This window comes from Bryobacter aggregatus MPL3 (assembly GCF_000702445.1).
Classification (GTDB): domain Bacteria; phylum Acidobacteriota; class Terriglobia; order Bryobacterales; family Bryobacteraceae; genus Bryobacter; species Bryobacter aggregatus.
In genome coordinates this window covers 2,416,890-2,438,271 of record NZ_JNIF01000003.1, presented here as the reverse complement: position 1 = coordinate 2,438,271, position 21,382 = coordinate 2,416,890, and the positions used below count along the sequence as shown (strand labels likewise).

Below are 21,382 nucleotides of genomic sequence, written 5' to 3'. Positions count from 1 at the left end.
CGGCACAACAGGCTCCGCCCTAGGGACGCCAAGACGCCGAGCCCACTCCGCCCCAGCCGTTCATGTAGCGCTGCAACCCGGCCCGCGGCCGGCCAGAGCGGCGGCCAGAGGGACAGCCCGCATCAAGCACTTCGCATTTCCCCCGAAACCTCCAGTCAGCTCCGTCCCCTTCATCGCGCATGGCTCCCCAGCGCCTTCTCAAAGCTCCACCGTCTCCACTTCCGCTGAAAAGCCTCTTCAATCCTCTCGACGAAAGCCTCCTCCCCAAACGGCCGACCAGCATACGTACAGCGACGCAACAAGTGAATTTCCGCCGCCCGATCAGCATCTGAATGCAGTTCCCGCCACCGGAGCGCACCTCCAGCCTCTCTCCAAAACTCCGGCCAGAGGGACAGCCCGCATCAAGCACTTCACATTTCCCGCCAACACTCCAATCGGCTCCGTCCCCTTTGTTTTCCCCAGCAAATCTGGGCGATATGGCATAACGTGATCTCCAGCAACGCTGAAGCAGTTCCGCGCACATCTCCCTCTTGCCACTAAGAAGTGCACCAGCGCAACGGCCTGAGGTCGCAGCCTACAAAGCGGAAGTAGCCAAACCTGTAGATTCCCTTTGTTCGCGAAAGATCCAATCAGCTCCGTCCCCTTCATCCGCCAAGCAGTTGCCTATTGGCAAAGAGCCTCCTCAGCCACGGGATGACGATGGAAGAATTCCTCGCGCTCAAGCAGGACCACAACATCACGCTGCCGAACTCGGTCATCGACATGTTTGAAGGTTCGCTCGGCATTCCCGAGGGAGGCTGGCCCGAGCACATTGCAAAGATCATCCTGCAAGGCCGCAAGACAACGGAAGGTCGTCCCGGCGCAGCAATGCCAGCGGTCGATCTGGACGAGACGGCAAAGAAACTCGAAGCCGCAATCGAAGAAAAGCCCAGCCGCACGGATCTGATGAGCTATCTGATGTATCCGGAAGTCTTCGTAAAATTCGCAAAATCCCGAGCCGACCACGGCGACATTGAGGTCCTCCCCTCCCCCGCCTTCTTCTACGGAATGGCCAAGGGCGAAGAGATCAGCTTCGACATCGAAGCGGGCAAAACGCTCATCGTCAAGTTCCTAACCACCAGCGAACCCAACCCCGATGGCACGCGCAACGTCTTCTTCGAACTCAACGGACAACCGAGAGAAGTGCAGGTCAAGGACAAGACGCTCAAGTCAACGATGGCAGAGCGAGCGAAGGCGGACCCAAGCAACCCCGGCCACGTCGCCGCCCCGATCCCCGGAGCAGTCACCACCATTCACGTCAAAGAAGGAACCGAAGTCAAAAAGGGCGCACCGTTACTCGTATTGGAAGCAATGAAAATGCAAACCACGGTCACCGCCCCCAACGACGGAACGGTCAAAGAAATCCTAGTCAAAACCGGCGAAACCGTCGAACCCAAGGATCTGCTCGTCATCCTCGAATGATCTCCAGCGTTGCCAACATAGCCACCGTATTGGAATATCTTTTCCGATTGAGCATGTCCGAACAGCAACTGATCGTCTCTCCTTCACAGTTGTAACTTGAGACATTACGGCTCACGGACATAAATGCGGGAAGGTTTCTATTAACTGAGACGAAGGGATGGCGCAGTCCGAAATCGATTTGGACAATTCCAAATCCCAATGCCAACTGCTCCCAGCCGTACGAATTTCCACTTCTGGATTTCTGGATTGTGATTTTGACAGTTGAGCAATTTCTAAGCACCGCAATCAAGATTGGACATTATCCATCACAAAAGCTCAGTTCCCTCTGGATGCATCCACGAAGCGATCACTCGGGTCGGCAAGCACTCCTGTCCTAATCTTCTACTTAATCTCGTTCCCACTGCCCGGATCAGGCACGTCGTACCGCACTAGAGAGCCATGGGCTTGCTTCCGAATAACAATTTTTCCGGAGGCGATCCCGGCAAATACGGGAATATCCGAATCATCCAACTGCAGAACCTTCGAAAGGTCGAACAACCGCTGGTCTCCTATTCGCATAGCAACCACCGAGGAAGCCGGTTTACGAGGCGGGCCTTCGCCTCTCAACTCAGCTAAAGAGCAGTACAGAGACGAATCCTGAATAGCACAGTTTGAGATTCGAAGTTCTGCGACACTCGTCGGCAGCTTAAAGACAGGTTTTATTTGCCACGAGTGGTCAAGAAAAACAATGTTATTAGTTGACGGATTTACCAGTGCAACATTCCCATTGCCGTAGGCCAAGCTTGATTCAGTAATCGATAATATTTTTCCCTCTCCAAGAACCATCTCCCTAGGTAGTAGCTTTTTTACAAGCACCCCATCCTCCGTATAAATCCGCAGGATGGACGCCCCTGGGATGTCCCTAAAAGTACTGTCATACTCTCTCCCTGCTACCACAATCTCAGAATTATCCGTAACTGCCACTAGGGCCGTACCGAAATGGTCTGTCAAAACCACTTTGGTCTCGCCAGTATTTGGAACAACAATCACAAGCGCACCGCTCGTATTCGTTGCGGACTTAACAGTCCCAACGGTAACCAGAGTACCCTTCGGACTTAATGTTGCATCACGGACGTAATATGTTCCATCTTCTGGAAGCTTGAGCTGGATTCTTTGCGATTGCTGGCCGGGCCGAACCAGATACACACAAGATTCCGCCGGGTCACGAGCAAGGAGAACACCACGGCTGTATTTAGGAACCGGCTTACCAGTAAAAGTTTCGCTCAGCTTATCAGTCTGAGGCTGGGCGACAACTGGACCGGCACACATGGCCCCAGTTATTAGAATCCTCGACAATATCTTTACACTTTTCATAGTATTTCCTCTGCTAATGTTAATGTTGGCAGCGCGTCTCCCGACAAGGTCCAGGGCACACATACTCCAGACTACAGGAAGGCGATCCAGGGAACCGTACACCAAGATCCCATGTAGCCAGGTTCGAATCAGGCATATAGTAGCGATATTCTTGGCTAGTGGCGGGGCAACAAAGGCCTAGGTCCGACGTCATGTAGTGGTCTTGGCATGACCTCTCGTAGCAGCTATCAGCTTGTACAATCTGGAAGGGAAGCATCTTCACTAGCTCGCGTCGAAGGGTAGCCATTGGCCCACTCGCGCAACTTCCCGGCCTAGAATCGGATTGAGATCTCAGCTCCTTAGGCATAAGACTCGAAGGCCGAAAAGGAATTCGATTTCCACTTTCGTCTGACACGAGCACTATCTGAGTGACGGTAGTGATGGTTTTCCCAGGTATCACCAATTGTCTCGCCTGGGGACTTGGAGGTGCACCGACTCGGTCAATAGCATGCCCAACAGGCGGAGAAAATAAATAGAGTAAGGTGGCCGCTAAAAAAACACCCAATCCCAATGTAGAAGCGAATATCGAATATCAGAAAGGACTTAGCCTGTATTTCTGATTCTTAACATCGATCTATTTCTTTGTCAAGAGGCCAAGGTGGAGTGCCAGGTGGAGTGCCCCCCAAAAAGGCCAAGGGGACAGCCACCGGGACAAGCTATATCGCAATATCGCACCCCTTCGCTGGAAGAGGGGGGACATCCATGATAGGTAAAGTCAAGTGGAAACGGAGGTTTCCCCGCACCTCGTGGGATGAGGCGATGAGGAGCTGAAAGCCAGAGCGGAAGTCAGGAATGCGAAGTGCCTACAGAACAGGTCTGTGACCAGACATCCATTTGCAGGATCGACGAAGATGGTCGTCCCGGAAGAGGGGAAGAGGGGAAGAGGGGAAGAGGGGACGAAGAGGGGCGAAGAGGGGGACAAGCACTTCGCATTTCGCGCCAAACCACCAATCGGCTCCGTCCCCTTCGACTAACTCGCTGACAACACAGCTCCGCCCAGCGCTTTCTCAAAGCTCCACCGTCTCCACTTCCGCTGAAACGTCTCTTCGATCCTCTCCACAAACGTCTCCTCCCCAAACGGTCGGCCAGCATAAGTGCACCGGCGCAATAGGTGAATCTCCGACGCCCGCTCTCCAGCCGAATGTACTTCCTGCCACCGCACTGCCCCGCCAGACTCTCGCCAAAACCCCAGATCAAGAATCCCGCTCGGATCGGCAGCGCCATTCAAATGCACCGCCGCACTCGACCACCGGTACGTCTCCACTCGATCCACCATCGCCGCCCGCACTGGATTCGCCTCCACATATCGAATCCCCATCCACAAGTGACTCTCCGACATCGGGCACGAGTAGTAGCGATTCTGCCAAAGGTGCCCACTACGCCCCAGACGCGCATTCAGCGACTGCGCATAAGCTCCATGCACCCGCCGAAACAACACAGCCAGAGAATCTTCCCGCTCCGGCACAACCTTCCCGCTCCGGCACAACCACAAGAGCCAAGAGCCAAGAGCCAAGAGCCAGAGAGAAGCCAGAGGAGCCAGAGAGCCAGAGAGCCGGGGCCAGAGGGACAGCCCGCATCAAGCACTTCGCATTTTCCACCAAACCACCAGTCAGCTCCGTCCCCTTCGTTTCACTCAAATAAACCGGCTAATTCGATCAATCGTAATCTCGCAAGGCAAGTCGCTCTCGCCGCCATTCTTCTAGCCCTTCTAGCCAAGCCTAGCCAAGCCAAAGCCAAAAGCCAGAGGAGCCAGAGGGACAGCCCGCATCAAGCACTTCGCATTTCCCACCAAACCACCAGTCAGCTCCGTCCCCTTCGCCTAACGCGCTGACAACGCGCAACTCGCTGACAACGCGCGGTTTCCCAGCGCCTTTTCAAAGCTCCACCGTCTCCATTTCCGCTGAAAGGCTTCTTCGATTCTCTCCACGAACGCCTCCTCCCCGAACGGCCGGCCAGCATACGTGCACCGGCGCAATAAGTGAATCTCCGCCGCCCGATCCGCGTCCGAATGCAGCTCCTGCCACCGACCCGCCCCACAGCCTCCCGCCAAAACCGCAAATCCAGAATCCCGCTCGGATCGGCAGCGCCACTCAAATGCACCGCCGCACTCGACCACCGATGCCCTCGTGTCCGGAGATCTTCAGCTAAATACACCTAATATCTTGGATCCTAGTCCGGTCCCGGCCGTGCTGACGCCCGCTGAGCCACTCGCCGGTAACGGGCCGGTGCAACAGTGGCAGCAGTTCTGGCGAATTGGCTGTTGCGCGAGCGAATCCTCGGTCGGGTTAGGAATTCTACTACAGCAGGGTGATCTAAAGCGAAACTTCGGCAACGCGCGCCTGGACAACGTGCAGAAGATCAATGTTCCGTAACCTATAAATAAAGAGAAAGTGAACATGACGAGTATGAAAAGCAGCATGATTCTTACGTTAGCGGTGTGTCTTGGAAGTCTCCCCGCCCTCGGCAGCCTCATCGTAGTCAACTCGGCCCAGAAGCTGACCGAAGCCGCCGATCTTGTGGTTGTGGGTACATTGACTGGTAGCTACCAAAGAGGGGATTTCGCAGCTGTGACGATTGCCGTGAGCCGCACTCTGAAGGGGGTGTCTCCGTCGCAGACCGTCGACGCGGAAACTTCTTTTTCTCAGCGAGCGACGGGGCCAATTCCAAGCAAGTACTCTCTCTCAGGCATCTGGTTTTTGCAGAAGGATGACGCTGGTGTTCTGAAGGTTTTACCGGCCCAAGAGGGGGATGTTGATTTGCAGTTCCGTGCGTTACCGGTTCGGGCGGACGTTCCGGCGCCACCCTACAATTATCAACCGAGCCAGCCTGCGATCGAGAAGGTTGCCTTCGAGGTACTGGCATTGGCGGAAGAACGCCGCGGACTCGGCTTCGTTGACACCCTGGTGAGGTCGTTGCAAGGCATCAACTCCCTTGCCGTGCAGAGCGCGTTCGAGGCCCTTGCCAGTTCCAAGGAGCCCGCTCTTCGTGCCGCCGGCCTTGCGGTTTTGATTCAGAATCAAAATCCTCAGGCCCTCATCCAGCTCGAAAAGGATCTTCCAGGAATTCTGGCGCCGGTTTCCGGGCCGACGAACGAGGAGCTGTGGGGAATCGCGGCGGCGATCGAGTTGATGTACCGGAATCCGGATCCAGCCGGTCTCGCGGCGTTGGGTAGGATTGGTTCGAGCCGGAATCTTCCGTACATGCTGCAACGTGCTATTGCATATGCACATCGGTGTATCCACACGAAAGAAACACTCCCTTATCTGGGCCAGTTGCTTGAGAACTCCAATTCCTCGCTGCGATATGAAGGTGTTTTCGGGTTGGCAAGCTTCGCGAATGGCTTGCCAACGATTACCCGAGAAAATGTCGTGACAATGTCCTACCTCAATGGCACTCCCAAGCCGGGAATTTCAACTCGGGAGACCTGGGATCAAATGCCTACGGTGGAACCCTTCCAGAAGAATGAGGCGAAGTATCTTAACTTCTGGAGAGACTGGTTGCGAGACTGGTTGCGGAACAATCCTATTTAGTCTCAAAAAGAAGAGAAGAAGAAGAGGGGACAGCCCGCATCAAGCACTTCGCATTTCCCACCAAACCACCAGTCAGCTCCGTCCCCTTCGCCTAACCCGCTGACAACGCGCGGTTTCCCAGCGCCTTCTCAAAGCTCCACCGTCTCCACTTCCGCTGAAAAGCCTCTTCGATTCTCTCCACGAACGCCTCCTCCCCGAACGGCCGACCAGCATACGTGCATCGGCGCAATAAGTGAATCTCCGCCGCCCGATCCGCGTCCGAATGCAATTCCCGCCAGGGAATCGCCCCTCCAGCCTCCCGCCCAAACTCCAGATCCAGAACCCCGCTCGCATCGGCCGCCCCACTCAAATGCACCGCCGCACTCGACCACCGATACGCCTCCACACGATCCACCATCGCCGCCCGCACTGGATTCGCCTCCACATACCGAATCCCCATCCACAAATGACTCTCCGACATCGGGCACGAATAGTAGCGATTCTGCCAAAGATGCCCACTGCGCCCCAGCCGCGCATTCAGCGCCTGCGCATAAGCTCCATGCACCCGGCGAAACAACACAGCCAGCGAATCCTCCCGCTCCGGAACCAGTACAAAGTGAACATGGTTCGTCATCAGGCAATAGGCCAGCACCCGCACCGCGGCGTCCTTCTGGTGGGTCCGTAACAGAGACAAATACATCTGTCGATCTTGAATCGTATGGAAAACCTTCTGGCGATTGCTACCCCGCTGCGTCACGTGATAGGGCAATCCGACTTCAATACATCTGGCGCTTCTGGGCATCGCACTCGAAGAGTCGCCGCAAGCCCCAAGAATTCTCAAAGTTCCCGGCAGGTCCGTCCCCCTCGAAAGTCCAAAACCCTGCGCGAAGAGCGGACTCAAACCAACAGCAGGCCCGAGCCGCGAGTCCGCCAAGCCAAGGCCAAAGGACCCAAAGGGCCAGAGGGACAGGCCAGGGGGACAGCCCGCATCAAGCACTTTGCTTTTCCGATTCAGTCAGCTCCGCCCCTTTCAACTGATCAGCCGACACAATGATGGCAAAAGGCGCCAGAGGTTGAAGCGAAAGAAGGGCGTAGCTCCAAACGCAGCCGACGCCATAAGCGACCGGAGCGGGTCCTCACGGTGATAGAGTTGGAATCTTCCAAATCACCCCGAAAGGACACACTCATGAGTGGCAACCAGAACTCTGCCGCTCACCGCGTTGACAAAATGGCCGCCGAACGTGCCGTTTTAAGGGGCGCACCGACTGGACTTAGCGCAGAGCCATTGATTCGACTTGCCTGCGCGATGCCATCTGGCACAAGACATACACCATCAGAGTCATGGCCAGGAAAAGTGACTCCGAGGCATCATCTCACAGTACCCACCTAGCGAGGATAAAAAATAAAGATAGTCACCGATGCAGCTAGACTGAACCATCGTAAGGCCTTCGCTGTCCGCACGAGACCGAGCGGCAGGTCTTGCTTTGATAGTTCATCAAGGCACAGCCCCAATATGAAGAAACCGGCCACAATGGAGGCGTCACGTTTCCTTAGCGCATACAGGTCAGAACTGAATTTGTAAAGGATTAGAGTCAAAAACGCTAGGCATACTGCGAAGCTCAAGTAGTAATTCTTAGAAAGGCGCATAGTAGTTACAGTTTCGAATTGACGTCCCAGGAGGACATGAGCGTGGGAACCAAATTCGTATTTGAGAGAACCATCTCGCTTCACGAACATTCGATGCAGTCCGGATGCAATATTTGAAAGTGAGAATGCTCTAGCACTGTGTCACTAGCCGTCGAGTAGCTTCCGGCGCTTTTGGGATTCAGATATTCCCATCGGACGAAGGTCCAACGCGACGCCCTGAAGGAGTGACTTCGCTACCATGCCCGAAACGGCACCTGACACAGCCGAGAAGGAGGCGACATGAGTCACCTGATCCTCATTCGGAGGCTGGCCGTATTTACGCCTCGCCAAGATTGCCATGGCCGCAATAGTTCGGATCGTATCCGTTTGCATAACGAAACCCTCTATGTCGAATGGATGATAAAAACAAACGGTGCTGCGCAAGAAATCAGGAGTTCCGATTCCTTGTATGGTCGACGGTCTATCATAAGTATCTGAAAGTACATTCACCTGTCAAGGCTTTTATGCGTCACGAACCGAACTTTGCGTCACATTCGCTCTTATCCAGGACGGAAAGAGTGGGTCGCCAAGGCGCAGGGAACAGCTCGCATCACGCCCCACACATGCAGAGAGTTGTTGTATGATCCGGTGTGCGGATGGCGGCAGTTGCAGATACAGACCTGACCGCGACCTTCGCCCCGACTGCGCACAAGGAGGATACCAACATGCAACCCAAAAACACGATATGCCTCTGGTTCGACAAGGACGCGCAGGACGCAGCGCGCTTTTACGCCGCCACCTTTCCAGAGAGTCGAGTCACTGCGGTTCACTATGCCCCCAGCGACTATCCGGGCGGCAAGCAAGGCGAGGTGTTGACGGTTGAGTTCACCGTTGTGGGCATTCCCTGTCTCGGGCTCAACGGCGGTCCGGCGTTCCGGCACAGCGAAGCTTTTTCTTTTCAGATCGTGACGGAGGATCAGGAAGAGACGGACCGCTACTGGAACGCGATCGTAGGAAATGGCGGCAAAGAAAATGCATGCGGTTGGTGCAAGGACCGCTGGGGCCTTTCCTGGCAGATCACCCCACGTGCATTAACCGAGGCGCTTGCGGCTGGTGGCGATGAAGCAAAGCGTGCCTTCGAGGCGATGATGACCATGGTAAAGATCGACATCGCCGCCATCGAGGCAGCCCGGCGAGGCTGACCTGCCCAAGCGAACAGCCCACATCAGGCACTTCGCATTTCCCGCCAAACTACGAGTCCGCTCCGTCCCCTGCAACCAACTCACGAACAAAGGATGACGGTCTCCCCTTACTGCGCCAGGCGATCTAACATCTCCTGAGCCTTCGGCCTCAAGCGATTCGCCGGATAAAGGTTGATCAGCGTCTGCAGCGCCAGCTTCCCACTGTCCACCTTGCCAGCCTTCAGCTTCTCCTCCGCCGCAGCCAATAGCCCCACGGCCTCAAGGTCCTGCTTTTCTTCTGTCGCCCAGCTCTCACGAATCAGGGCTTCCGCCTGGGGAACCAAGGAGCTCTCCGGATAAACATTGATGAGAGTCTGCAAAGTCAGGCGACCCACCTCACCGCGTCCTGCTGTAACCAATTTCTGCCCCTTGTCGAAGAGGCTGCGTTCCGCAGCTTGGGGCGGCGCAATGCCCTTCTGGGCAAAAGCACCCGGCATCAAGAAACAAGCAGAAAGGACAAATCCCGGCAAGATCGCACGGTGTATTTTCATGATGTACTTCTAGCACGGCCAACCTTCCAATGGAATGGGGGGCAGACCACCCGAGTTGAGCCTCGATTGATCGCTTGCCTCCGAAGCAAGAGGCCATCCCTGCAAGTCAAACCGCGTCTCTCACTTCTTCTCTTCCTTCAACAAGGAGGCAAGCACCCTTCGCGCAGGCTCAAAGCTCGCCTCCGCCTGCTTCAAGTGCACCTTTGCTTCTTCGTCTTTCCACTGCTCCAACAGACTCACCGCCAGATAGAAGCGCGCACGGCTTGAGGTCCCATCCGCTCGCAGACTCGCGCGCGCCGCCGCTTCCGCTTCCGCAAAGCGCTGTAACCGGAGCAACGTATACGCAAGATTCGATTGCGCCAGCGCATTGGTGGGATCCATTTTCGCCGCACGCGCAAACATCTCATTGGAATCCTCAATCTGTCCTCGCAACAGGTATTGAACTCCCAGATTGTTGAGCGCCTCAAAGAACTCCGGATCAATCTCCACGGCCAGCTTCAACTTCTCGAACTTCAGCGTTGGATCTTGAAGCGCCGCGTTGTAAGCCTTCATCGCCTTCTTGGGAATTTTGTGCTGCATGCGCAGGAGGCTGATCGCTCGATTAGAACTCGTGGGGAAACTTCCACGAGTCAGGTCGATTGTGATCAAGTTCCCACACGGGCAACTGAAAGGAGCGGAATAGAGGACATCTCGTTGACGATTCACCACCCGGATTTCAAACATCCCCGCCGGGACATTCCGGAGTTCAAAGCTGCCCATTCCGTTGAGGATCGATTCTGCGACAACGATCCGCTGCATGAAATCGTAGACTTGCGCAGAGAGCTGCCCCGCGCCTTGGAAATCGTTCAGTCTGACCTGTCCAGACACAGTACTCGGAATCTGATTGTGGGAATGATCATATGAATCAAAGGGCCTGCCCAATTGATCCATCAGACTCCCGCTGAGAAACACTGGAATTAAGACACAACAGTAGATAGGGAAGTGCATACACTCCTCACTGCGCCGGAATTGCTAGGAGGTGGATCTGCGAGCCTCCAACAGGGCGGAAAGTAACGCTACCCGCGCTCTCTGGCTACTGGAGTTACGGAAAAGGCAATGGGACGTTCCGCGGCGACACGTGGAAAACGATATGGGCTGGTCCGAAGCGGACAAGCCCAAAGAGACACCAAGGGGACTGCCTGCATCGAGTACTTTGCATCTCCCGCCAAACACCACCAGTCCGCCCCGTCCCCGTTGCCTCACAGACAACGCAGGCCCCCAAAGGCCAACTGAGACAGGTTGTGGCGCAACTCACCGTCGCGGATCGCCTACGGTGTCCTCAAGTGCAATCCCCTCCGTAGCTCGGGAAACACGATCACAAAGGGAGGCATCCCGTCATCGGAAGTCTGCACAAAGCCAGGACCAGGACCGCACGACGAAGGAGAAACAAATCATGCCTGAAGGAAACATCGAACGCCGAAAAGAACCAGAATCCAGCCGCTCGCTAACGCGTCGCAATCGAGACTGGTGGCCCGAATGGCGTTCTGAAGCCGCCGCAAGCAATCCTTTGGTTGCGATGCGCCGGATGCTCGAAGAAATGAATCGCGACTTCGGCCGCATGCAATTGTCCGAGCGCAGCAATGGAGACGGGGACAGTTGGTGGCCCTCCATGGAAGTACAGGGACAGGACGGGAAGCTTGTCGTAAGAGCGGACCTGCCCGGTGTCAGCAAGGAGGACGTCAAGGTAGAAGTAGCGGAGGGCGACCTGCTCATCCAAGGCAAGCGGAAGCGGGAACACGAGGAGAAAGGCCAAGGGTACTACCGTTCCGAGCGCTCTTACGGAAGCTTCAGCCGGTGCATTCCGCTTCCTGAAGGTGCCAAGACCGATCAAGCCACAGCGCGTTTCAATGATGGCGTTCTTGAGATATCCATTCCCGTCCCGGAAACAAAGACAAAGGGCCGGGAGATTCCGATCGAGGCAAGCCAGAAGAAATAGTCTTCACCGCGCACAATCCAGGCAGTAAGAGCGACAGCATGGCAGAACCGTCAAGTCATCCAGATCCTTGCTGCTTTGGGTCTTGTAGTAAGAGACCAATTCTAGATCGGCGTTCCAGGGAACCGAGGAGTGATGATGCTTGGCGATCCGCTCTTTCGCGACCGCATTCACGCCGGCAAGGCGCTGGGCAGCCAGCTGCAAAGTCTTGCCTTTGAGGCAACTCCCCTTGTACTGGCACTTCCTCGTGGCGGCGTTCCTGTCGGATTTGAGGTTGCTTGCGCATTGGCAGCAGACCTGGATCTCTTCCTGGTCCGTAAGATCGGAGTGCCGGGTCAGGAAGAGTTGGCAATGGGGGCCATCGCCAGTGGCGGTACGCGCGTCCTCAACCAAGCGCTGATTTCAGATTTCAAAATTTCTCCTGTTCAAGTGGAGCAGATCATTGCACGGGAGCAACAGGAGATGACACGCCGGGAGAAGCTCTACCGTGGTGGACGGCCGGCCTTAGCAATCAAAGGGCGAATCGTGATCTTGGTGGACGATGGTTTGGCCACCGGGGCTTCGATGTTGGCAGCAGTTCGAGCCGTCGAAGCAAAAGAGCCGAAGCGTGTCATTGTTGCTGTACCCGTCGCCTCGAGCAAAGCCTGTGAGGAGCTTCGGCAGTACGTTGACGAGGTGGTTTGCCTGCAGACACCGGCGCCGTTTTACTCAGTGGGCAACTGGTACGAAGATTTCTCTCAGACCTCCGATACTGAAGTGCAAGAGCTGCTGCAGCAGGCATTCCTCGATCACCTGACCTGACCCCTGACCCCCCTGACCCCCGAGGGGGACAGCCCGCATCAAGCACTTCGCATTTCCGCCCAAACCAGCAGTCAGCTCCGTCCCCTTCGCCTAACTCGCAGACAACGTACGGCCACCCAGCGCCTTCTCAAAACTCCACCTCCGCCACTTCCGCTGAAACGCCATCTCCATCCTCTCCACAAACACCTCCTCTCCAAAAGGTCGACCGGCGTAAGTGCAGCGTCGCAGCAAGTGCGTCTCCGCCGCCCGATCCGGAGCAGAAGGCAGTTCCTTCCACTGGGTCGCCCCGCCAGCATCTCGCCAAAAACCCCCGCTCCTGTCCTCAGCGCTGCCCAGATGCACCGCAGCGCTCGACCACCGGTACTCCTCGACCCTCTCCACCATCGCAGCCCGCACTGGATTCGCATCCACATACCGAATCCCCAGCCACAAGCGACTCTCTGACATAGGACACGAGTAATAACGGTTCTGCCAAAGTACTACCGCGCCTCGCATTCAGCGATTGCGCATTGGCGCCGTGTACTCGCCGAAACAGCATAGCCAGAGAATCGGTCCGCTCCGGAACGAGCACAAAGTGCACATGATTCGTCATCAGGCAATAAGCAAGGACCCTCACCTCGGCCTCCCTTAAATTTGTCCGGAGCAGACTCAGATGAGTCTGGCGATCCTGGATCGAGTAGAAAATATTCTGGCGATTACTGCCCGGTAGCGGCGCAGTGGTCGTCCATCCTGAGTCTTGCCCCGGTTGCGCCGGTTCGGCGCGATCATCTCGATGCCGTACTCTTCGGCAAGCTTTTCGTCGAGCTTGTCTGAGTCGTAGGCGTTGTCTCCGATGAGTCGCTTGGGCATCTCATCGAGGAAGCTTCCGGCCAGAACGTCTTCCACAAGCTGACACCCGGCCGGCGAAGCGCTGTCGACAGCAACCGCGAGAGGAAGACTGTCACCAGCGGCGATAGCGATGATCTTCGTGCCCTTGCCGCGACGGGTGGGGCCAATTTCGCACCCACGGTTGAAAACGCCGGTGACAGGTCTGGGATGGGGATATCTTTCCGGCAGTTCACGCCACTGCACCCCACTCCCTAAAACCCACAACACCCCGTTCCACACGCATCGAGTATCGTGCCACGGACTGCCACGCTGATCCTCCCGGCGCTGCGGACGCAACACCGGCTCCACGACTTCCCATTGGTCGTCCTTTAAGTCCCCTCGTCCGCGCATACTCGTCCGCGCTAATCACCCGAGCTCTTTTAGATTCCCAGATTCCGCCCCGTGGTGGTTTATGAGACCGCTTCTAGTCTCCTGAGTCATTGATTTCTAGCAGAAGTGTTCGGTTGATGGGCGGCAAGGGTGGTTGAAGCAAAGCGGGCGATGGACTCAAGAATTTGAGAGGCAGATTTGGTCCAGAGGAATGGTTTGGGTTGCTCGTTGTGCACGGCAATGAACTTCCGAATAGCGTCCTCTAGTTCCGAGACGCTTCGATGAGAGCCACGCTTGATTTGCCGTTGTGTCAACAACGCAAACCAGCGTTCGACTTGGTTCAACCAAGAGGCATGTGTGGGAGTAAAGTGCAGATGATACCGGGGCCTCTTTTGGAGCCACTGTCGAACCTTGGCGGTCTTGTGCGTTCCGTAGTTATCCAGCACCAGATGGACATCCAGGTCGGCAGGGGCGGCCGCATCGATTTTTTTCAAGAAATCGAGGAACTCTACAGAGCGATGACGGCGATAGCATTTGCCCAATACCCGGCCGGTGGCGATATCCAGAGCCGCAAACAGACTGGTCACTCCATGTCGTTGATAGTCGTGCGTGCGGCGCTCAAGTTGACCGCTTCGTAGCGGCAACACGGGTTGGTTCCGGCTTAGCGCCTGGATCTGACTTTTCTCATCCACGCACAGCACCAACGCATGATGCGGGGGCGACAGATAGAGCCCAATAATGTCCCGCACTTTGTCAACCAGCAACGGATCGTTCGACAACTGGAAGGTTTCGCTTCGATGTGGCTTCAGACCAAAGGCACGCCAGATGCGGCTGATGGTGGATTGACTCAGTCCTGTTCTCGTCGCCAGCATTCGGCTGGACCAATGGGTTGCTCCCTTGGGGGCCTTCTCCAGTGTGAGCCGGACGACCTGCTCAATCTTGTCGTCGCCGATTTCTCGTGGCGCCCCGGGCCGAGGCTCATCTCCCAAAGTTGAGATCCCGCCCACAATGAAACGATTACGCCAGAATCCAACAGTAAACCCAGTTGTCCTCAGCTTCGCCGCAACTGCGGCGTTACTCAATCCGCCGTCGCATTCCAGGATGATTCGTGCCCGAAACGCTGTTGCTCGGGATTTTCTTGGCTGCCGCACCAACCGTTCCAACTCTTCCCGTTGCTGCTCGGTTACCACCAACTCCTGCTTCTTGGGTCGTCCTCGCTTCGCTTCCATGCTTCAACCATAGAACAAGCGGTTATATTATGCCAGCCACTTAGGACTCAGGACACTAGAGAAGTCACCGCAACCTCTCAAAATGCTCAAAGTTCACGATCGCTCCGTCCCCTTCAACTCACACGCTGAGGCCCGTCGTTTCGATACATCGCGTGCTACCGGAAAAGCGAGCGCCTTCTTCCGAGACGTCCTAAAACAGTACCTCCCCGGCGGAAGATCGGCTGCGGTCTCAGTCATTTCGAAATCATGGCGACCGAACACGGCAGCAAATGCTTCCGTCTCCTCCGCGTTGCCAACACATTCGAGATCTTCTCGCTCAAAGACTGCATCACTGGCCGAGTGCCTTCCCAATAGACTGAAGTCACAAGCGCCTTCTGGCGAGCGATCAAGTCGATCTCTACCGCGCTCGCGAAGCCTTCTTCAGCACCTACAAAGGCGGTAAGGTCGAGTCTCCTACGCAGTCACAAAGAGAAGGATTAGCCTTGAAGAGGGCAGCATGGACCAGCGCCCACCGCAGTCTCACTTGCAGCGAAATTCACCCCAAGATTACAGGACAGGATCCTCCGCGATGACTTTCGTGATTACCACCAACGCATCGCCGACCTCGATTTTGTCGAAGTTTCCATCAATCTCAAGGCAGTCTGCCCGAAACAGACGCGAACCCACTCGCTTTCATTTAAGAGGCAATTCCCGCTTCTAAAGTCCCAGTGCACTTCGCCAGCCAGTCTCCTGAGAGCCAGTCACAGATTTTCCAGAATATTTTTCGCTGATTCCAAAAGACTTAACCCAAGTCGCCCTCAAAACCCGTACCCCGTTCCTACATACTCAATCTAGGCGGCGGAACGAACCTACCAAGCACCTATCTCCATTGCTTTCAATCGGATGGACTCCCGCTTTCGCCCCCAAAAACACCGCAGATTGGTAAATCACCTTAAGATCCAGGATCTGCAGCCTCGCTCCTCAAGCATCTTGCGGACCAGCGGAGCCAGTTGAAAAGCACGCGTAACGGGCGCGCCAAGTCGCCGTATTTTAGAGGCACTCAGCCCAAAGGAGCAAAAGTGAAAGCCCCAAATCTTGTTCTGATTCTGGTTCGCATCTACCCTCACCTTATGGTGTGCGGACTTCAAAATTACCTTGGCGCACAACTCTGTATCAGAACAAGAAACTCAACAGCGGCTCCTGCAGTACTGGCGCGTTACGACTTAAGAAAATGGACCTTCACCACTGCGATCTTGATCGACGAGAAGCAGATCCCCCACAGTTATCCGGTTCTGACTCTCAGCACAGGAAGCCGCCACAGCAACGCATCTCTTCTCGCCAATTTCATCCACGAACAGAGCCACTGGTATGAAGACTCGCATGCGACCGCCATCAGACAACCCGTCAAGGAACTGGAAGCCCTATATCCCGATTTTGCGAACAACGCCGCCCCATGGCGCTCGAGATAAATTCTCGTCCTATCTGCACCTGATCGTTTGCTTCTGGGAACTCACTGGATTAGCGGAAATCCTTGAGGAAAAAGCGCCCGGGAGACGATCGAGAAAACCGCCGCACACCACTACAAGGCCATCTACCGTAGGGTCCTGGACGACACCGAAACCATGCGCGGAGTCATCAACAAACACTGGCTATCCCCAACCTAATAGAAAAGGCGACCCTCTCAGGCCGCCTTCTTCGTCAAACTCAACCAAGCAACTACTGGATCATGCGTTTCACCTTTGCCAGTGCCTGCTTCGCCATCGTGTAATCCGGCTCAATGTCTACGGCCTGCTGGAAACAGTCTTGTGCTCTTCGGTACATATCTTTCGCGGCATACGCCCGGCCAAGGTTATACCAGGGGTAGTGATAGCTGTCGTAGCGAATGCTCTTCGTCGCCTTCTCCAGCCACGGAATCGCATCGTCCACATTCCCCTTCTCAATCAGATAAGCGCCAATATCGTTATACGGGTTGCCAAAAGTCGGATCGATCTCGATCGCATGTTTGCACTCGAGAATCGCATCGTCGAGCCGGCCCTGAAAACGATAAGCCCATCCGAGAAAAGTGTATGCTTCTGCGGTCGGGTGAATCGTGATCGATTTCTTATATAGGTCCATCGCGACGTCCAGCTCACCTTGCATTTGCATCTGGTAGGCATCCTGGAACAATTGGATCGCGAGTTCGACCCTGGGGTCGGTCATGTTTCCAATTTCTATCTGAATCCTGGCGGGAAGGCAATCGGAAATAGTCGAAAAGCCGGAAATAAATCCTCAACAATCGTTAAGTACAATGGAACTGCATGATTTCAAAGGTCCGAAAGGCCGTCTTCCCAGCTGCGGGACTCGGTACGCGATTCCTCCCAGCCACGAAGGCCAGCCCCAAAGAAATGCTCCCGCTCGTAGACAAGCCGATCATCCAGTACGGCGTCGAAGAAGCGTTGCATTCTGGCATCCAGAACATGATCATCGTCACTGGACGTGGCAAGTCCGCGATTGAAGATCATTTCGACGTCTCCTTCGAACTCGAGCACACCCTCGAGATGAAGGGCAAGAAGGACATGCTCGCCGCAGTGCGATCCATCTCCGACATGATCGACGTCTCCTATGTCCGCCAGAAAGAGGCACTCGGGCTCGGACACGCCGTCCTGCGCTCGCGCGAACTCGTCGGCAACGAACCCTTCTGTGTCGTACTCGCCGATGACGTCATCGATAGCGAAGTGCCCTGCATCCGCCAGCTCCTCGACGTCTATGAGTTCTACGGCGCCAGCGTCGTCGCCCTCATGGAAGTGCCCAAGGAACTCATCTCCGCCTACGGTGTGGTCGATGCGGAACCCGTTCCCCACAACGGCAGCCAGAACCGGCTGTACCGCATCCGCAACCTGGTCGAGAAGCCGAAGCCCGAAGACGCGCCCTCGAATCTCGCCATCATCGGGCGTTATATTCTGACGCCCGAAATTTTCGATTCCATCGAAGCCGTTGGCCCCGGCGCCATCGGCGAAATCCAACTCACCGACGGCTTGCGCCACCTGTTGCGCTCGCGCCCCATCTATGGCTATCGTTTTGAAGGCACCCGCCACGATGCCGGCGACAAGCTCGGCTTCCTCAAGGCCACCGTCGAATTCGCACTGCAACGAAAAGACCTCGGCGAACCCTTCCGGGAATATCTGAAGGGCCTCAAGCTGTAGGCTCCACCCATGACTCCCTTGCAACTGCTCCCGCCCGTCAAACCTAGCGAAGCAGTTGCAATTGCCGACCTGGTTTTCAAAATCACAAGAGGCCGTGTCTGGTCCAACGACCTGCGCGGCCTCTTGGCCAAAGAGCTTCCTAGCTTGCGTGGCAACGGCCTCCAGCCCTACCCGCACACTCTCCTCCCACACCCCGCAAACCCTACCAGCTTCTTCCTCGTCGTCGCGCCCTGGCTGCTCCAGATCGTCCCGAGTTCTGCCCCGGAATCAACGCTCTTCCCCTCCCCGATGCTCTTGGCCCGAGCCCGTCCGGCTGGGGAGCGAGAAATCCTCATCACGGCCATCGAACTTGAAGCAAATCTCCCCACCATCCTGCGCCATCTTTATCCCGAACTCTTTGCAAGAACAGCAAAACAAGAAAGCCTCTGCAGCATCCCGGCCACTGACCCCGCAGCGATCGCTTTCTGCCAGAAGCTTCCCAAGAAGTATGACCTGCTCCCCGCCTTCCGTTCAAACGAACCCAGTTGGAATGCCTACCTCCCGATCCTCGCGGCCCCACCGCCCAACGGCTTCGTCAACATCCTGACCGGACTCACGAAAGTTCCTAGTCCCGAGCAAGCCGCCCCCTACACCCGCTTCAGTTACCAGGTGGAAGATCCGCAATCCATCGTGCCCTTCTACGAAGCGCTCCAAGAAACACTCCACCGCGACTTTGACCTCGAACTCGACCTCGCAGCAAACCCCAACTTCGACCTCAACACGCTGGCCATTCCCGTCCATAGCATCGAACACGCCACCGCTCACAACCAGGGAATCACCCTGGCCGCAAACAAAGTGAAGCCTGCGACCAGCGGGCGGCGAACGCACTGGAAGCTCGCAAGCTGGCGATAACCCAATCGACCCGTCCTTCAGCTTAGGGAAAGGAACCGGGCCGAAGTCACGGAGTAATCCCTGCCCGAAGTCTTCCATGGACTCCGTTACCTGGCCAAATGCAGCACGACCTGCCGAACGGGGCCAGGAGCGGTTACAACGCAAGACCGGGTACAAGTGGGTGCTGCCGAATATTGCCCTCGATACTCTGGGACATCTGTTATCGCTCCACGTGACTCCCCCAGTGCAGGAGGTCACCGCGAACACTGTCGCCTTGGCCTGGGTAGCCCCAGTCGACATCGGATCACCTGCAGCCGATGCCACAGTATCCAACTGGACATTGTGAAGCTCTCAACGCGAAAGAGGAATTTGCGACCTCAACGATGAGTCCTCAAGAGAACATTTGCCCGCGTGGCCGTTGCATGCCTCTTCCTCAAACGCGCCCCCCCCCCCCCGCCTGGCAACCCCTAGTGGCCCGCAAACGAACTAGACGCCCGCAAGCTGGCGCTCACCCCACCTACCGTCATCGGCTGCGTGCCGCTCAAGGCATCGACAGCCAGCATGGCGATCGCGATGGTCTTGCCCTCAGCTGGCGAATACACCACACTCAGCAAGTTGCCCACCTTCCCCTTCTCCCCCAACACCTCGGTATCAAGAGCAGGAGGCGTCGCAGTCTCAATCGAGATTGCAGCCAAGCCCTTATGCACCGCGCCGCGGGCCCGCACTCGCTCCACGATCTCCTGGCCCAGATAGCAGCCCTTCGAGAAGTGAACCCCATGCAGCAGGCGGGTCTCCTGGATCAGGTGCTTCTCCAGAATCTCCACGCCAAAGCGCGGCTTGCCCTGTTCATGCCGCACAACTTCCCAAGCCTCATCATCGGCCTGCTCGACACCTTGCAATTTCCCGATCCAAGTCTCGCGCTCGGCTACCGGAAGAATCAATCGCACACCGGGAAGCCCGGTCTCGCTCAAGCGGGCAACATAGCCGCCCGCAAAGCGGACAATCCCTTCCGGCGCCGGCACTCCCAGTTCGCCCGCAACCTCAAGAGCAGCGGGCCCTTCGATGCCAATCTCAAAGTGAGATTCCGCGAGGTCCTCGAGCGTCACATCATCGGCAATGATGTACTGATCCAGATGATGGAAGATCCGTTGCGCCGCAACCGCCTCCACGTCAATCAAGAGATCGGCGCCCACCCGCAAGATCGTCGCATCCCCCTGAATACGCCCCTGCGCATTCAGGAAAAAGGCATAGCAGCCCTGCCCCTCAGCAAGCGCCTGCACATGATTCGAACTCATCGCATGCAGCAGGCGAGTGTTGTCTTCTCCATGGGCAAGAATGCGCCCGCGTGCGCTCAGGTCTTTCCAAGCCGCGTGGGTCCGGAGTGCTTCATAACCCAGCATTTAGATGCCTCGCAGGTGCCGCATGTAGGCCGCGACCGCCACAATCAGAGCCGCCCCAATCAAGGCCGAAGTCTGCCACCGCGCCCGCTTCGCTTGCGGCACATCCACCTTCGTCATCAGAAAGATCATCGTCAGCACATGCAACGACAGCAGCACCTTGATCCCAAACCACATATGCCAGCCCTTCGGCACCGTCGGCATCACCCGCATCATGTTCACAAGCCCGGAGCCGACGAGCGCCGCTCCGGCAAGGAAGACCGCGTTTCTACTCAGCGGGCTAACAATCGGCACATTCAGGAACTTTCCACCCACGGCGCCGCCCACCAGCACGATCACCGGAAAAATATGAAGCCAGCGCAGCAATACGTCCACAAAACTATCCATAATCTCAGTGTATGATCCACGCGGTGATTCCGGTCGGCCTTTTGTTCCAACAGAACTGCGCAGTGCTCGCGGACGAAGAAACCCACGAAGCCTTTCTCATTGATCCGGGCGACGAACCGGGCATCATCCTCGGCGAGATTGACAAGCTGCAAGTGAAGGTGCAGGCCATCCTCATCACACACGCCCACCTCGATCACGTCGGCGCGCTCGCCGAAGTCAAGGATGCGCTCGGAGTCCCGGTCTACATGCACCCCGGCGAACAGGAACTCTATGACTCCATCGAGGCCCAGGCGATGATGTTCGGCCTGCCCAAGCCACGGAAAACCACCATCGACCACCCGCTCGCCGAAGGCGACAAGCTACAACTCGGCAAGTACACCTTCCAGGCGCTCGAGACGCCCGGCCACTCGCCCGCCAGCGTCAGCTTCTACATCCCGCAAGCAAAGCGCGTCATTGCCGGAGATACACTCTTCCGCCGCTCCATCGGCCGCACCGACCTGCCCGGCGGCAACGCACAACGCCTGCTAAAGAGCATCCGGACCAAGCTCATGACGCTTCCTCCCGACACAGAAGTGTTCCCAGGCCACGGCCCAGAAACCACTATTACCTCAGAAGCCCGTTACAATCCCTATCTTCAGGACTAGCGCG

General features: G+C 56.4%; 20 protein-coding genes and 1 pseudogene. 10 read left to right on the top strand and 11 right to left on the bottom strand.

Annotated features, from left to right (window positions below; translation table 11 throughout):
* Positions 1-666: 666 nt before the first annotated feature.
* On the top strand, positions 667-1,461 hold the full coding sequence (locus M017_RS0111580; RefSeq protein WP_155121361.1) for a biotin/lipoyl-containing protein: 795 nt from the start codon (positions 667-669) through the stop codon (positions 1,459-1,461).
* A gap of 381 nt (positions 1,462-1,842) precedes the next feature.
* On the opposite strand, the gene M017_RS0111575 is transcribed toward M017_RS0111580, so the two are convergent.
* Positions 1,843-2,814, bottom strand: a complete 972-nt coding sequence (locus M017_RS0111575; RefSeq protein ID WP_031498046.1) for a hypothetical protein — start codon at positions 2,812-2,814, stop codon at positions 1,843-1,845.
* A gap of 2,456 nt (positions 2,815-5,270) precedes the next feature.
* On the opposite strand from M017_RS0111575, the gene M017_RS0111560 reads away from it, so the two are divergent.
* Positions 5,271-6,383, top strand: coding sequence for a hypothetical protein (locus tag M017_RS0111560; RefSeq protein WP_031498042.1), 1,113 nt, complete (start codon positions 5,271-5,273; stop codon positions 6,381-6,383).
* A 91-nt stretch (positions 6,384-6,474) separates the two neighbouring features.
* Here M017_RS0111560 and M017_RS0111555 read toward each other — a convergent pair whose 3' ends face one another.
* Positions 6,475-7,164: a transposase gene (locus M017_RS0111555; protein ID WP_080507662.1), complete on the bottom strand. Its 690-nt coding sequence runs from the start codon at positions 7,162-7,164 to the stop codon at positions 6,475-6,477.
* Positions 7,165-8,713: 1,549 nt separating this feature from the next.
* Between M017_RS0111555 and M017_RS0111540 the strand changes: the two genes are divergently transcribed.
* Complete coding sequence (locus M017_RS0111540; protein ID WP_031498035.1) at positions 8,714-9,190, top strand: VOC family protein; 477 nt, start codon at positions 8,714-8,716, stop codon at positions 9,188-9,190.
* 107 nt (positions 9,191-9,297) lie between these two features.
* Here M017_RS0111540 and M017_RS0111535 read toward each other — a convergent pair whose 3' ends face one another.
* The gene (locus M017_RS0111535; RefSeq protein WP_031498033.1) at positions 9,298-9,720 is read right to left on the bottom strand and encodes a hypothetical protein; all 423 of its coding nucleotides are present in this window, start codon (positions 9,718-9,720) and stop codon (positions 9,298-9,300) included.
* Between the two features lie 120 nt (positions 9,721-9,840).
* Entirely contained in the window at positions 9,841-10,587 is a 747-nt protein-coding gene (locus tag M017_RS0111530; RefSeq protein ID WP_238325867.1) for a tetratricopeptide repeat protein, read from the bottom strand.
* Between the two features lie 565 nt (positions 10,588-11,152).
* Between M017_RS0111530 and M017_RS29710 the strand changes: the two genes are divergently transcribed.
* The gene (locus tag M017_RS29710) at positions 11,153-11,695 is read left to right on the top strand and encodes an Hsp20/alpha crystallin family protein (protein ID WP_051669881.1); all 543 of its coding nucleotides are present in this window, start codon (positions 11,153-11,155) and stop codon (positions 11,693-11,695) included.
* Positions 11,696-11,827: 132 nt separating this feature from the next.
* The gene (locus M017_RS0111520) at positions 11,828-12,493 is read left to right on the top strand and encodes a phosphoribosyltransferase (protein ID WP_031498028.1); all 666 of its coding nucleotides are present in this window, start codon (positions 11,828-11,830) and stop codon (positions 12,491-12,493) included.
* A gap of 90 nt (positions 12,494-12,583) precedes the next feature.
* Here M017_RS0111520 and M017_RS30235 read toward each other — a convergent pair whose 3' ends face one another.
* The 4 genes and pseudogenes from M017_RS30235 to M017_RS0111505 form a co-directional block, all read right to left on the bottom strand.
* The gene (locus M017_RS30235) at positions 12,584-12,940 is read right to left on the bottom strand and encodes a hypothetical protein (RefSeq protein WP_035957777.1); all 357 of its coding nucleotides are present in this window, start codon (positions 12,938-12,940) and stop codon (positions 12,584-12,586) included.
* A 100-nt stretch (positions 12,941-13,040) separates the two neighbouring features.
* A pseudogene (locus M017_RS30700) lies at positions 13,041-13,139 on the bottom strand (transposase); the annotation flags it as partial.
* Positions 13,140-13,141: 2 nt separating this feature from the next.
* Positions 13,142-13,711 (bottom strand): transposase, encoded by a 570-nt coding sequence (locus M017_RS28675; protein WP_080507658.1) that lies wholly within the window; start codon positions 13,709-13,711, stop codon positions 13,142-13,144.
* An 86-nt stretch (positions 13,712-13,797) separates the two neighbouring features.
* Positions 13,798-14,919, bottom strand: coding sequence for an IS630 family transposase (locus tag M017_RS0111505; RefSeq protein WP_051669437.1), 1,122 nt, complete (start codon positions 14,917-14,919; stop codon positions 13,798-13,800).
* Between the two features lie 147 nt (positions 14,920-15,066).
* Between M017_RS0111505 and M017_RS30695 the strand changes: the two genes are divergently transcribed.
* Both M017_RS30695 and M017_RS29295 read left to right on the top strand, forming a co-directional pair.
* Positions 15,067-15,273 (top strand): DUF3223 domain-containing protein, encoded by a 207-nt coding sequence (locus M017_RS30695; protein WP_080507657.1) that lies wholly within the window; start codon positions 15,067-15,069, stop codon positions 15,271-15,273.
* Positions 15,274-15,977: 704 nt separating this feature from the next.
* Positions 15,978-16,367, top strand: a complete 390-nt coding sequence (locus M017_RS29295; RefSeq protein WP_162179896.1) for a hypothetical protein — start codon at positions 15,978-15,980, stop codon at positions 16,365-16,367.
* Positions 16,368-16,614: 247 nt separating this feature from the next.
* On the opposite strand, the gene M017_RS0111485 is transcribed toward M017_RS29295, so the two are convergent.
* Positions 16,615-17,097: a tetratricopeptide repeat protein gene (locus tag M017_RS0111485; protein WP_031498025.1), complete on the bottom strand. Its 483-nt coding sequence runs from the start codon at positions 17,095-17,097 to the stop codon at positions 16,615-16,617.
* 98 nt (positions 17,098-17,195) lie between these two features.
* On the opposite strand from M017_RS0111485, the gene galU reads away from it, so the two are divergent.
* Both galU and M017_RS0111475 read left to right on the top strand, forming a co-directional pair.
* On the top strand, positions 17,196-18,080 hold the full coding sequence (gene galU / locus M017_RS0111480) for a UTP--glucose-1-phosphate uridylyltransferase GalU (protein ID WP_031498024.1): 885 nt from the start codon (positions 17,196-17,198) through the stop codon (positions 18,078-18,080).
* Positions 18,081-18,089: 9 nt separating this feature from the next.
* Positions 18,090-18,971, top strand: coding sequence for a hypothetical protein (locus tag M017_RS0111475; protein WP_031498023.1), 882 nt, complete (start codon positions 18,090-18,092; stop codon positions 18,969-18,971).
* Between the two features lie 446 nt (positions 18,972-19,417).
* On the opposite strand, the gene ygfZ is transcribed toward M017_RS0111475, so the two are convergent.
* A complete protein-coding gene (ygfZ, locus tag M017_RS0111470; protein WP_031498022.1) occupies positions 19,418-20,350 on the bottom strand; it encodes a CAF17-like 4Fe-4S cluster assembly/insertion protein YgfZ in 933 nt (310 codons plus the stop codon).
* Entirely contained in the window at positions 20,351-20,734 is a 384-nt protein-coding gene (locus M017_RS0111465; RefSeq protein WP_031498021.1) for a hypothetical protein, read from the bottom strand.
* Between the two features lie 11 nt (positions 20,735-20,745).
* Between M017_RS0111465 and M017_RS0111460 the strand changes: the two genes are divergently transcribed.
* Positions 20,746-21,378 carry an MBL fold metallo-hydrolase gene (locus tag M017_RS0111460; protein WP_031498020.1) on the top strand — a complete coding sequence of 211 codons (633 nt, stop codon included), beginning with the start codon at positions 20,746-20,748 and terminating at the stop codon, positions 21,376-21,378.
* Positions 21,379-21,382: the final 4 nt, after the last annotated feature.